Genomic DNA, 12,223 nt, shown 5'->3' with positions numbered 1-12,223 from the left:
TCGGCGCAAGAAACCGCTGCTGCTCGTGATCAGAGACGACTGTGAAACACAATTTCGGAAACAGCTCTTATGATGAATTTTCAGCGTGAAGGGTCGATCAGCAACGCCCATGTCGGCCGTGATTTCGAGGCTCGCGCCTGCGCCATCCTTGCCGCCCACGGTATCCCCTTACAAATGAACCACAAAGTGCCCTGTGGTCTAGGGAACGACAAGAAGCTGCACACCTTCGATCTTGGCTCGGAAGACCCGCCCGTGATCGTCGAGTGCAAGTCGCAGACTTGGACAAAGGGCGACGTGGTTCCCAGCGCCAAGATGAAGAACTGGGCCGAAGCAATGTTCTATTTCCACATGGCCCCGCCGATGTACCGCAAGATTTTCTTCGTTGAGCAGAGCTTGCGCGTCCGAACGGGCGAAAGCCTGCTTGCCTATTTCCGCCGTACGCAAAGCCACATGATCCCGCCGGACGTGGAGTTCTGGGAACTGCCGCGCGACAGCGACGAGGTCGAAATTTTTGGGAGTATTGCCGATGGACGCTGACGATCACCCCGTCGAAGTCGTATTGAAGGAAGCGCGCCGGTTCATGGTACCGCTCTACCAACGCAAGTATCAGTGGGGCGATGAACGTCTGATCCCCTTCTGGGAGGATGTCGCCGCCAAGGCCGCCGAGGTGCTGGAAGGCGAAAGCAAGTTCGAACACTACATGGGCGCGTTGATCCTCGCCCCCGTCGATAGCGGCGCGAAATTCGCCTTCACGCCCACGGTGCAGGTGGTGGACGGACAGCAACGGCTGACCACGTTCCAACTGTTTCTCGCTGCGTTGCGCGAGGTGGCACGGAATCACGGTCAGGACGATTTCATCGACCACATCAACGGCTATTTGACCAATGTTCCTCAAAGCAAAGATACCGACCCGCTGACACGGTTCAAGCTGACGCCCACGCCCTCCGACCGAGACTTGTTCCACGACATCATCGATCTGACCGCCGCCGAGGCTGACAAGAAATACAAATCCCTGTTCTGGGGCAAGTCGGTGCCGAAGAACCGGCCCGAACGCGCGTTTCGCGCCTATCACCTGTTCCGCCAGTGGATCGAGGATTTCGTTCAGCACGGCCCACAGGATTTCGAAGGCGCCTCAGACGAGCCAGAAGACGCCGAGGATCATATCGACGAGGGTATCACGCCCGAGGACGTGTCGGCGCGTCTGGAGGCGCTCTTGAGCGCGCTGCTGGATCGTTTGAAGCTGGTGGTCATCACGCTTGGCGAAAGCGACGACGCGCAGGTGATCTTTGAGACGTTGAACTCAAAGGGCGAACCGCTGTTGGCGATGGACCTCGTGCGCAACAACATTTTCCACCGTGCCGAAAAGCAGAAGGCCAAAGTCGAGACGCTTTACAAGAAGCTGTGGGACCCGCTCGATCATCCGTGGTGGCGTGGTGATGCACCAAACGCTCGCCCAAAGCGCCCGCGCCTCGATCACTTCCTTGCCCACATGCTTGTCGCCGAAACAGGCCAAAAGATTTCGATCCGTGAGCTATACGCTGAGTATAGGGACTTCGCCGTGCCGAAGGGCAGACCACGTTTCGAAAACGTCGAAGATGAGCTGAAACTTCTTGAACGGTATGCTCCAGTTTACCGAACCCTTGAAGGGCAAGAAGAGGGCGACCCGTCCCTGATGTGGCTCGGGCGAAAATTGACCACATGGCAGGTGACGACCGTTTACCCGGTGGCCTTGCAGATGGGGCAGGAGGATGTGCCGCCTGAGGAGCGGGAGAAGCTGGCACAACTGATCTATTCCTATCTGGTGCGTCGAACGCTCTGCAATCTGACGACCAAGAACCTCAACAAGGTGTTCCAGTCCATCGCCGCCGAGTTCCTTGAGAACGGCGTATCGGTTGCAAGCTTCAAGGGTTACTTCTCAAAGAAGGCAGGGGTCAGCAGCCGGTTTCCCACCGACCGCGACGTTCGGCACGGCATCTTGAACGAGAACGCTTATGCGATTTCGCCGCGTCCACGACTGACGGACATCCTGTGGGAACTGGAACTCGCAAGCAGGTCAAAACTCGCCGAGCAGTCCGACCAGCCCCCTAACCTGTGGGTCGAGCATGTCATGCCGCAATCATGGGGCGATGACTGGCCCTATGAGGACGGATCGACTGGTCGCCCCTCGGATGATGACGGCAAGGCCATCGCACGAAACGCCATTCTGCACACCTTGGGCAACCTTACCCTGCTCACAGGCGGTCTGAACATTTCATCGGGGAACAAAGGCTTCGATGAGAAGAAGGCGAAATTCGCCGAGCACACGGGCTTGTTCCTGAACAAGTGGTTCACCGGAAAAACGCAGTGGACCGAAGATGAAATTCGAGAACGCGGCGAGCGGTTCGCAGACGTCGCCGTTTCCCGATGGATCGGTTTGGACGGAAGCTAACTATCCCCACGATACCACGACGCTGTCCCTGCGCGCTGATAACCGCCGGGTCCGAAATGCTACCCAAATGATACCCACGACAACATAGATGGCTGTCTAGCGACAACAGGAACGCGGCAAGCGATTGTTTTCATTCTATTTAAATGGTGCCCGGGGGCGGAATCACACGGGAACGAAACAAGAATTCGCCACCCACATGAATCGTTTTATTTCAGTGTGTTAGTAGATTTACCCTGAAAGGGTCACTTGCCTACCAGTCGAAAATTGGTCCATAAAATGGTCCATGGCAAAGTACCTTCTGACCGACTCCCAGCTCCGCTCGATGACCCCCGGCACCTACCACGATGGCGGCGGTCTCTACTGCGAGATTTACTCGAAGACATCGGCGTCATGGCATCTTCGTTATACCGTGAAACGTCGCCCGGACTTGAAGCGCCCGAAGATGGGGTTGGGACCCTATCCAACAGTTTCGCTGGCTCGGGCTAGGGAGCTGGCAGACCAGTATCGGGCGATTGCCGCCGAAGGGATTGATCCGAAGGAGCATCGCCGTCAGGCGACACGGCGCGGCATGACCGTCGAGCAAGCGATCACCGAGCTATTCGAGAAGAAGAAGCACGCACTCAAGGGCGACGGGAAGGCAGGTCGCTGGATGTCCCCGGTCACCAATCACATCATTCCCGCAATCGGCAATGTAGGTGTGGCGGACCTGACAACTGCCTTGATCGTCGAAAAGCTTGGCAAGGTTTATGTTGAGCAGCCGCAAACGGGGGACAAGGTCTTCACCCGATTGAAGCAGGCGCTGCAATATGCTTCCGCAGAGGATGAGCGCGTCAAACCCGACATTGTCGAGGATGCCAAGGTCCAACTGCCGCGCAAGAAGGTGATCAAGAAATCGCGCGATGATGGGCACTACCCCGCTCTCGACTGGAAGGATGTGCCGAAGCTGTGGCAGACGCTTGATAGCAGTGTGGTCGACAGCGCTCTCGCCTTCTATCTCCTGACCCTCCCTCGCGTCGCGAACGTCGCGCACATGACGTGGGCAGATGTCGACCTGAAAGAGGGTGTGTGGAATATCCCGCCGGAAGACATCAAGGGCGGCACCCCCTTCTCTGCGCCGCTAACGCGGCCCGCGCTCGACATCCTGCACCGAGCGAAACGCTTCTCGTTCAAGGGGAGCGGCGATCTTGTCTTCCCTAACAAAAGGGCGCGAAACGACGAGCATGTCTTCCACATCAACTTTCTGAACAATCGACTAAAGAGGGACAAATGGCCCTCCACCACTCCGGGGCGGCTTGCTGTTGCGCATGGGCTGCGGGCCACGTTTAGGACGTGGTGCGGAGATCATGATATTTCTCGCGATCTGGCTGAGATGAGTATTCAGCATGATGTACTGAGTACTATCGAGCAAGCATACCAGCGGTCATCGCTCCTAAGGCAGCGTAAAGAGATTCTCGATCAGTGGGTGGCGTATGTGGTCAGCGGGAGCCGCCGTCAGGCGGCACTGAAGCGAAGGCTGGCCTCTCCTGCAGAGTTGAGCAGCGGCAGAACTGTTGGCGATGTCGAAAAGTGGGCGCGTCGAGAAGGTGGCGACGATTGACGTCCTCTTGGTGTGCTCGTATCGTCTACGCGATCACCTCGAAGGGTCTATAATTGTCTGATTTCTTTCCCACCTCTGTGTCCGTTCCACGCTCTCTCGCGGACGAACTGCAGGTCATTTCCGATCTGACCGACGAGCCGCTCGCCGTGATCTATCGCCAGATCGTGCGGGTCGGGATCGCTCGTGGGTGGGACGCCGAAGCGCTTCGGCTCGACAACAGCCGCGGCGACGGGGACCGGCGCATTCTTCGTGTTGCGATGTCGGAGAAAATGAAGGCAGAGGCCGACAAGCTTGCCGGGGAGTTCGCCTTCGGGCGCTGGTTCAAGGAGTGCGCCGAGAAGTTGCTGGAGATGCACCGCTGGGGTGATAAGACCGTCTGGAATCTCCTGCCGTAGATCGGGTCTTCCACAATCCACTTTTCAGTTTTCAGTTTTGAATCTGAAATTTTGAATCGCGTTTTGCGTTTTGGCGGAAGGGTACCGCTAAATATGGTAGGTACCTATTTCCATTTCCACCACATATTCGCGGCTACTGCGCGCTGTTTCCAATTTTTGGGTAATCCCCACGTGGGACCCTGATTGTTTCTTTTTTGGCGACTCGGCTTTCACCGAGTCGCCTATGGCTTTACGCGTCGACTCGCGGTCGCGCGATAGCCTCAGCGCGCGCCACGGCAGCGGCAAGGGTGTTGATTGCTTCCTCAATCTCAGGCGTGATCGCGTCAGGCCGATAAGCGCGCGCGCTGGTCAACGCCAGATCGCGACGGGCGCGCAGTACCTCGCCCGAGCGGCCTTGCGCTATCAGGCGCGCCGTGGCGGCGTTCAGGTCATCCGCAAGGCCCAACGCGTCCGGGCATGTGGCGCGCAATAGAGCGGCGCGCATGGCGCGACGTGCGCGCCCTAGATCGCGGGGAAGGCGGATCGCATTGTTCGCAGCGTGGCGTTCAATCGCGTGCGCGCGGTCTAGCAAGCTGATCACATAAGCCATTGTTTCCATGGTCAATTCTCCTTTGTTGACTCTCACAATATATGCGATTCGCATATCAAGATGGAGTCATTATTGGAGTAAATTCGGATTCAATGTACCTGCATCGCATATGCGAATCGCGGTAAGGTGCTTGCAAGGCGGCGCTGACGCGCCCAGATTTTCCCCAGAAAATCGACTTGGATTCGCGCCAGATTTCGCGGATGGCAAAACGAGCGCGCGTCAAAATAAAAATGGCGACTCGTAGAAACAAAAATGACGACTCGTCAAAACAAATCGCGCTTGAATCAAAACGGACTCCCGTCAAAACAGCCCCGATAAAAATCGAGTGATCGTGATGACGGTCGTTTGCTTCGGGGTGGCAGTCGGAGCAGACGCGCCTCGCAGTCAAATGCGCGCTGCCGCGCGCCACCACCGCTCCGGCAGGCTGGGCGCGTCAGCGCCTCAGGCTTGCTTGAGGACGCGATATACGCTGTCTCGGCTGATCCCGAGCTTCTTGGCTGCAGCGGCCTTGCTGCCGGTCTCTTCGATGGCCTGCTCGACCTCCTGACGCTTAATCTTGGGAGGGCGTCCCTTGAAAGGCTCGATGCCCTGCTCACGCAGGCGCGCGACACCGTCGTCGATCCGGTTCTTCCTGATTGCCAGCTCGAACTCGCTCACCGCCCCGAGAATCTGATAGGTCATCTTCCCTTCGGGTGTGGTGGTGTCGATGGCCTGATCCAACACCTTGAGACCGACACCCTTTTCTTCGAGCTGGGCGACGATGTTGAGGAGATCGCGCATCGAGCGAGCCATGCGGTCCATTTTGGTTATGGTGACGACATCACCGTCACGGACATATTCGAGCATTGCCTGAAGCTGCTGGCGGGCGTCAGCCCGCGCTCCGCTCTTCTTCTCTTCGAATATCTTCTCGACGCCCGCGGCCTTCAGCTTCTCCTGCTGGACCTCAAGCGATTGCCCCGAGCTGGACACCCTCGCGTACCCAATCAACATGTCGTCACCTCCTTTCCTGTCAGATAAACTGTCTGATTAATGGGTAGTGTCAGAAAAGTGATTCGTCAAGATTATCGTACACCTCTTATACGGTTTTGGGGGGTGTCGTTGAATCTATACTATATCTGACACGTCCGATCTGACAGAAATGACCCCCACCCCCTCTCGAATCTCGAAGGGTCCCCGGCGTCGAATCCGTGGGGGACCCCGGCCCGGTCTTGAATCCCGGAGGGTCCCCGGCTTGTCTCAAATTCTGCAAAGGGAATGTCTGAACGGGTTTTTCAGTATGGCCTGCTGACGCAGGCAATAGGCGTGCCACTGAGCCGTCGGAAGGGCGTATCGTACGTGCGCGAGTTTGGGAGTGGGTGCTGAGCGCCGTTAGGCGCTGGGCTGATTTGCCCTGACCCTGCGGTTTCTGAAACAGGGTTGTGCGCGTCAGCGCACAATAGATCAGCAATACTGACTTATTGTGTGCACTCCTGCGCAATTGCGAATCATTCGCAAGTATGGCCGCTGAGATATAGTTTAATCATTAAACAATCCGGGGAGCGGATCGCCAAAAATGTGCGCAATCTCGACGCCGTCGTCTTCGAAGTAGCGCCAGATTGTGAACAGCACGGAGACCGACGAAGGGATATTTGCGCGGGCGAGGTCAATCAGCTCTGCGACTGGGCGGTCGATCTCAAGGTCCAGATCAAAGACTAGCACACCTTCATCCCCCAGCGTCGCCTCGACTGTGTAAGTCGGAACTTTAGCGACCGCTTCCAGTCGCTCGACAACGTCTCTACCGATCTCTGTCGTGACGCCGCTGACCAATTCCACGCGGAGCGCAGTTTCTTGATCTTGCATACCTACCTCTAAAACTGGACGAATAGAAGGACGAGGATCAGACCGAGAACGAGGGACCCCATCAGAGCACCTTCGCGTCGCCAAAGCCGTCGAGCTGGTCGATCAATTCAATGACCCGGCGGAGCATGGCGACGACATCCTCGACGCTGGCATCGGTGTCGAGCGCCTCGAAGGCAAGCGCGATGTGCGCTTTTTCAATGACGCCGAGGTCCTGTCCGTCCCAATCGAGGGCAGTCAGGGTGTCGCGAATGCGGTCTGTGGTGCGTTGATCCAAGCGATCCTCCGTAGGTGATTCAGGATTCACCAGAAGACTAAAGCTATGGACTAATGGGAGTCAATGTAAGTGATGATGACACACTGTTCGTGTGAATGACAACGCTAGGCGATAAATGCTAGCGCCCTCTCCCGAACGCGTGGATGGACGAAACCACTGTTCAGTGGGGTGACAAGGTGCTCGTTGACAATGTCGAGATGCGGGCCTGCCGACAAAGCTTGTGCTGCTTCTTCGAAACTGACGTAGCGAAGCGCGACATTGGAACCGCTCACCTCGATATTGTTGGGCAAGCCGGGGTCGAACGTATGAGCCACAAAAACCACCTCGAACTGCCAGTCCGGCAACGACGCAATGGTCTCAAGTTCTTCCTGTCGCACCCCAAGCACGTAGGCGAAGGAGTCTAGATGGTCCCGGACGTAGGGTTCGGTTAAGTGACCTCCATGCGACTCGTACGAGATACTCCGAGGATTCGGGCGAAGTGGCAGCTCGAACTCGATGTCCCCAAGCTTCCTGCGGTAGGTATTTGCCGCAAATACCGAGTCGCCGAGGCCCTTTGCGACCCAACCATCGTCAGCATGCTCAATCAGGCCAAAGCAGTCGACCAGTCTTTGCTCCAAAATTCCCGTGGTGTTTGTATTCCCTCCGCCGGTCGCCGCAAGAAGTGCCTCGGACTGCAAGTCGGTAAGCGCTGGAACAATGTGGGGAAGCGCGCCACCGTGGCGCTCAGATTCGACGCGCAAGTAACGATGGAGCAGACCACGCATCTGGGATGCTAACTCATCCTTCGCCAACGCCCCCATATTTTCAATGGCTTCAAGGATGTTTGCTAGCGCCGTCGCCGAGCGAGGGCTGTCAGTTCGGCCTGTCACCCAGACCTGATCAAAGCGCAGGGTTGCTTTTGCGTTGTTTAAGAAAGCGTTGCGAGCTACGGGGATACCTGCGGCGATGTACTCCTGTGTCAGCCATGCCGCGATCTGTCCGCGAGGCTTGAATTCGTAGGCGTAGGTTACCGCGTGGTCGAAGCTGTCTTGGATCAGGAGCTGATAGTGTAACAAGAGCAGGTAGGGTGCATGGAAATCCGTGACGAACAGGTCTGTCAGCCATTCGACAAAGTCGCCCTTGCAACCAAGGCTGTCAGCAACAATGGCAACGCGCTCGATGCTTCCTGCAATATCCAAGTCACCGAGCAACTCAGGCTCAGCAGCGCCGTCGTCTTGAAATGTCTGTTGAGCCTGATCAAGCGATAGACTGGGCGCACATCCCATTTTTGCCAATATGGCCTGCACTGCACGCCAATTCAGCGAGAAGCGGTTGTCGCGGACCGTGATCAACCGGCTGATTTCAGATGCAGTCATCTGCTCTTCGACGGCCAGTCTCGCGATCATTCCGCCATGAGAGAGTATTTGCCGAGCCGCGTCATGCGGCAGCAAATGCGCAGACACGAGTGAGGCATGGAGTTCGAAGAAGTTGTTGGAAGCGAGCTGCGCAGCGCGCAGGTAGGATGGTCCGTTGGGGCCGTCCACACTGTCGAACATGAAGGTGACTGGGTCTCGTTCGTCGGCGTATAGCATTTCACGCACGAACGCCCTGAAGGCAGGTGTCGGTGAACCGCCACGCTTCCATCGCCTGAGTTGGAGGTTCACCCAGCTCGCTTTGTCCTGAACGATACCTAAGCCATCAAGGTAAGCAGCAACGGCATCAAGGAATTGCTGTTCTCGGGAGGCTGCGACCGGAAGGAGAACTCCGCGGATGGCGGCTCGTAGATCGTAGGTCATATCTTCACTCACCCTCAAAGAAATCTTTGGCAGGGACGTTCAGCGCATCAGCAATCTTTTCGATGGATATGATCGACGGATTTCGAACCCCGCGCTCACAACCGCTGATGTATGTTCGGTCAAGGCCGCTTCTCAGGGCCAGCTCTTCCTGCGATATACGCGCCTTTTTGCGCAACCTTTTCAGGTTGTTGGCAAACGTCTGAACGAGGGCCGAGTCCAATACTTCCATGCAGCTACGCGTAGATGGCATGTGGACCATACGTCCACGGACTATAAGTCACGTTGGGGTGGATTTATCAAACGAGGTAGGCTATCGGTAACTAAATGATGTGATCATGCCAAGCGGAGGGCATACATGCAGGATCGTCGCAACGCCTTCACGGCGGTATCACTATTCTCAGGTGCCGGAGGCATGGATGTCGGCTTTTCTCAAGCTGGCTTTGACATCGTGTTTGCAAATGACGTTGATAAAGACGCGTGCGCGACCTACCGCTTGAACCATACAGGCGAGATACATCATGGCAGCTTGTTAGACCCCGGCGTTGGAGGCATGCTCACCCAGAAGGACGTCGACTTGGTATTCGGCGGACCGCCATGTCAGGGTTTTTCCGTCGCGGGGAAAATGGACCCTGATGATGAACGGAGCCGCTTGATACATTCGTTTTTTGATGTCGTCGACAGGCTTCAACCGAAAGCCTTCGTATGTGAAAACGTGAAGGCTTTGGGCTTTCTGAACCGCTGGGCCGACGTCCGTGCCGCGCTCATGAGGCGGGGTCGCAAGAATCACAGGGTAGCCTTGGTCATCCTGAATGCGACCGATTTCGGTGTGCCGCAGATCAGAGAGCGGATGTTCCTCGTCGGGTTGCATCGCGACATCTTCGATGGAACGGACAAAGACCTTCAGGCGTACCTTGAGACCGGCCTTGACGCCCAGAGAGCTGCCCCGACTACAGTCTCTGACATCGTGCGCTCGCTTGGTAAGGCTGGGTCCGAGACCAACCCACGAGTTTGTGCTGCGAAGATTACTTACGCCCGATCACCGATTTTGCGTAAGTCACCCTATGCAGGCATGATGTTCAACGGTGCAGGCAGGCCTCTCCCGGCGAAGAAGTGGGCGACGACGCTGCCTGCGTCGATGGGAGGCAATAAGACACCCATTATCGACGAGGCGGAGATTTTCGATGGAGAGCAGAGCTTCGTCGAAGAATACCACCGCCACCTAATGAATGGCGGCGAACCGCGGACTGGCTGTGCGCCGGATCGGCTGCGTCGCCTGACAGTGGATGAATGCTTGGCGATCCAAACCTTCCCGGCGAATTACCGATTGGCAGGATCACGCAGCGCTCAGTACAGACAGATAGGTAATGCTGTGCCGCCGATGCTGGCTGCAGCGGTAGCCAATGTCGTTGCGAGAGGTCTCGATGGCGGAGCCGCCCTGCAGGTGGCCGCGGAGTGATCGCTCACCGTTTGCGAAGGACGCAGCCCTTGACCGTAACGATTACGGGCGAATACGGTCGACGGAACGGTCGAATACGGGGCGAATACGGTCGACAAAACCCTTCGAAAACAGGCACCTAGTCATACGACCGTATTAACCGTATTAGTTTTCCCGCACCAGCCTTTCCACGCGTGTGTGTGTTCTTTCTGATCATAGGAAAGAAAGACGTTCCACACGTAGAATGAACGATGAATCTAATACGGTTAATACGGCCTGAAATCTAAGTCACTAAAAATAAATGATTTTCCCACCGTATTCGCGACCGTATTTCCACCGTATTCGACCGTATCAGGGAGGGCTGCGCCCTTCGCCAAGCAAGGGCAAGGCGGGCGCAACGAGAAAGGGCCGCTAACGCGGCCCCTCCCATCTCACCAATTCTCTGTTCCTCTATGCCGCCATCTTCGCCCGCTGTTCGAGAACCTGCTTCAGCGCGGCCTTCTGCTCGGGCGACATGGAACGCATTGCGGCCTTCTCTTCCGGCGTCATGAGGCGCTGCAGACTGCGCCCAATCATGGGCGTGACATTGGACTGCCCTGAGGTCGCTGCAGGGGCCGTAGGAGCCGCCTTCACGGGCTTCAGCACCCACGGAACCCCGTTGTCACCCCGCTTGTCGTGACGTACCAGCATGACCTTCCCGTGTCCTTCCAGAGAAAAGACCCGCTCGACCATTGAGCGCATCGCTGCGCCAAAGGACCGACCATTGTAGGCAAAGGGTCCGCCATCCTTGATGCGCATCACATCAAGTTCGATCTCTTCCTCGGCAGCAATAGCGATCAGGTCATGGGTCTCGATCTTCCCGGCTTCCCCGAGGCCGCGTTCAGCGGCCCATGCCGACAGCAGGTCAGCCCAGTTGTCCTCCGTGTCGTCTGCAGCGACGGCCTTGATCTTGTCCCGATTGCCCTGCCAGCTCGTCCAGTTCTTACCAGCGGCTTCGAGGATGCCGCCGATTACGCGGGTATATTCTTCGAAGCGCCCGATGATGGGAGCGTGGCGCGGCGCAGGACGGCCCTTATCCAGCCAGTTCTTCACCAGCACCAACAGGGCACCGAGGATGCGTCCGCGGTTCTCTGCCACGTAGCCGCGCAGGGATGCATGCTTCCAGCCGGTGCGCTCAGCAGGCGTGTCGGTCTGCGGCACCAGTTCAACAAGGTTCAGGCGTTCGGTCAGCTCTGCGCTGAAGGGCGGGCGGTTACCCACCATCAGGAACGAGCAGGTGACGTCGATCTCGACCTCGTCACTCGTCGAGAGAAGACGGTCGCTGACCGTGCCTTCCGTGAAGAGCGTCGCCAGCGTCGGCGAGTCAACCGTCCGCCGCTCAGGAAGATTGTCCCATGCGATGATTGAGGTCCCCGACCGGAGCGCGGAAACTACAGCCTTGCGGCGCTCTTCCTCATTCATGGACAAAGGGCGGACGCTGACGTTGCCCCTGACCACCGTCTGGAGCACGCTCGCCAGAAGGCCACCACCAGCACGCTTTGCGGTCTTCGAGATCAGCAGCGGCATGAGCGGTCCGTCGATCATCGGGCGGACGAGCTGCTCAAGCATGAAGCCGACAACGCCAAGGAAGGACGGGGGCACCGCCGACTTGACATCAGGGTCGTTGCCGCTGCGCCAGACCTTCTCGCCCTCTCCACGCAAGACAGCGGCTTCCAGATCGGCACGACTGACGCCGTCCAGCTCGAAATCACAAAGAATGTCGACGAGCGTTTCACGTGCTGCGGCAAGGTCTTCCTCGGTGATATTGCGGGGAGTGTCAACGGCAGAGCAAAATTGGACCAAAGGGCAGCGCAAAATGTTGCCACTTTGAAGGTGGCGTGATGAGTGTGCG

13 protein-coding genes are annotated in these 12,223 nt (G+C 57.3%); 5 read left to right on the top strand and 8 right to left on the bottom strand.

The annotated features are described in order from the left end of the window. The first annotated feature begins 69 nt into the window (after positions 1-69). The 4 genes from D8Z78_RS20240 (at position 70) to D8Z78_RS20225 (ending at position 4,420) form a co-directional block, all read left to right on the top strand. Positions 70-537: a hypothetical protein gene (locus D8Z78_RS20240; protein WP_121634344.1), complete on the top strand. Its 468-nt coding sequence runs from the start codon at positions 70-72 to the stop codon at positions 535-537. Beyond that, entirely contained in the window at positions 527-2,428 is a 1,902-nt protein-coding gene (locus D8Z78_RS20235) for a DUF262 domain-containing protein (RefSeq protein ID WP_121634346.1), read from the top strand. The genes D8Z78_RS20240 and D8Z78_RS20235 overlap by 11 nt, the downstream gene beginning before the upstream one ends. A 283-nt stretch (positions 2,429-2,711) precedes the next feature. After that, positions 2,712-4,025, top strand: a complete 1,314-nt coding sequence (locus D8Z78_RS20230; RefSeq protein ID WP_121634348.1) for a tyrosine-type recombinase/integrase — start codon at positions 2,712-2,714, stop codon at positions 4,023-4,025. A gap of 53 nt (positions 4,026-4,078) precedes the next feature. Then, positions 4,079-4,420, top strand: coding sequence for a hypothetical protein (locus D8Z78_RS20225; RefSeq protein WP_121634350.1), 342 nt, complete (start codon positions 4,079-4,081; stop codon positions 4,418-4,420). Positions 4,421-4,649: 229 nt separating this feature from the next. Here D8Z78_RS20225 and D8Z78_RS20220 read toward each other — a convergent pair whose 3' ends face one another. The 7 genes from D8Z78_RS20220 to D8Z78_RS20190 form a co-directional block, all read right to left on the bottom strand. Further along, positions 4,650-5,009 carry a hypothetical protein gene (locus D8Z78_RS20220; RefSeq protein WP_128910873.1) on the bottom strand — a complete coding sequence of 120 codons (360 nt, stop codon included), beginning with the start codon at positions 5,007-5,009 and terminating at the stop codon, positions 4,650-4,652. A gap of 55 nt (positions 5,010-5,064) precedes the next feature. After that, positions 5,065-5,418 (bottom strand): hypothetical protein, encoded by a 354-nt coding sequence (locus D8Z78_RS20215; RefSeq protein ID WP_128910872.1) that lies wholly within the window; start codon positions 5,416-5,418, stop codon positions 5,065-5,067. A gap of 32 nt (positions 5,419-5,450) precedes the next feature. Next, positions 5,451-5,999: a recombinase family protein gene (locus D8Z78_RS20210; protein ID WP_121634354.1), complete on the bottom strand. Its 549-nt coding sequence runs from the start codon at positions 5,997-5,999 to the stop codon at positions 5,451-5,453. Between the two features lie 525 nt (positions 6,000-6,524). Continuing rightward, positions 6,525-6,848 (bottom strand): hypothetical protein, encoded by a 324-nt coding sequence (locus D8Z78_RS20205; protein WP_121634356.1) that lies wholly within the window; start codon positions 6,846-6,848, stop codon positions 6,525-6,527. A 61-nt stretch (positions 6,849-6,909) separates the two neighbouring features. Further along, positions 6,910-7,122: a hypothetical protein gene (locus D8Z78_RS20200; RefSeq protein ID WP_121634358.1), complete on the bottom strand. Its 213-nt coding sequence runs from the start codon at positions 7,120-7,122 to the stop codon at positions 6,910-6,912. A 104-nt stretch (positions 7,123-7,226) separates the two neighbouring features. Continuing rightward, on the bottom strand, positions 7,227-8,897 hold the full coding sequence (locus tag D8Z78_RS20195; RefSeq protein ID WP_121634360.1) for a hypothetical protein: 1,671 nt from the start codon (positions 8,895-8,897) through the stop codon (positions 7,227-7,229). A gap of 4 nt (positions 8,898-8,901) precedes the next feature. Beyond that, positions 8,902-9,126 (bottom strand): helix-turn-helix domain-containing protein, encoded by a 225-nt coding sequence (locus D8Z78_RS20190; RefSeq protein ID WP_121634363.1) that lies wholly within the window; start codon positions 9,124-9,126, stop codon positions 8,902-8,904. A 126-nt stretch (positions 9,127-9,252) separates the two neighbouring features. On the opposite strand from D8Z78_RS20190, the gene D8Z78_RS20185 reads away from it, so the two are divergent. Continuing rightward, positions 9,253-10,353: a DNA cytosine methyltransferase gene (locus D8Z78_RS20185; RefSeq protein ID WP_121634364.1), complete on the top strand. Its 1,101-nt coding sequence runs from the start codon at positions 9,253-9,255 to the stop codon at positions 10,351-10,353. Positions 10,354-10,782: 429 nt separating this feature from the next. Here the strand turns inward: D8Z78_RS20185 and D8Z78_RS20180 are convergent. Next, on the bottom strand, positions 10,783-12,223 hold a 1,441-nt coding region (locus tag D8Z78_RS20180), incomplete at its 5' end, for a hypothetical protein (protein WP_206169717.1).

It is taken from the genome of Tropicibacter alexandrii, assembly GCF_003667315.2.
GTDB classification, from domain to species: Bacteria; Pseudomonadota; Alphaproteobacteria; order Rhodobacterales; family Rhodobacteraceae; genus Tropicibacter; species Tropicibacter alexandrii.
This window is presented reverse-complemented; position numbering and strand designations above follow the sequence as displayed.

What these genes read in the sequence shown, in the direction of transcription:
- D8Z78_RS20210 (WP_121634354.1), bottom strand. Translation starts at nt 5,999, where the DNA reads ATGTTGATTGGGTACGCGAGGGTGTCCAGCTCGGGGCAATCGCTTGAG.
- D8Z78_RS20235 (WP_121634346.1), top strand. Translation starts at nt 527, where the DNA reads ATGGACGCTGACGATCACCCCGTCGAAGTCGTATTGAAGGAAGCGCGC.
- D8Z78_RS20205 (WP_121634356.1), bottom strand. Translation starts at nt 6,848, where the DNA reads ATGCAAGATCAAGAAACTGCGCTCCGCGTGGAATTGGTCAGCGGCGTC.
- D8Z78_RS20220 (WP_128910873.1), bottom strand. Translation starts at nt 5,009, where the DNA reads ATGGCTTATGTGATCAGCTTGCTAGACCGCGCGCACGCGATTGAACGC.
- D8Z78_RS20240 (WP_121634344.1), top strand. Translation starts at nt 70, where the DNA reads ATGATGAATTTTCAGCGTGAAGGGTCGATCAGCAACGCCCATGTCGGC.
- D8Z78_RS20230 (WP_121634348.1), top strand. Translation starts at nt 2,712, where the DNA reads ATGGCAAAGTACCTTCTGACCGACTCCCAGCTCCGCTCGATGACCCCC.
- D8Z78_RS20190 (WP_121634363.1), bottom strand. Translation starts at nt 9,126, where the DNA reads ATGGAAGTATTGGACTCGGCCCTCGTTCAGACGTTTGCCAACAACCTG.
- D8Z78_RS20195 (WP_121634360.1), bottom strand. Translation starts at nt 8,897, where the DNA reads ATGACCTACGATCTACGAGCCGCCATCCGCGGAGTTCTCCTTCCGGTC.
- D8Z78_RS20185 (WP_121634364.1), top strand. Translation starts at nt 9,253, where the DNA reads ATGCAGGATCGTCGCAACGCCTTCACGGCGGTATCACTATTCTCAGGT.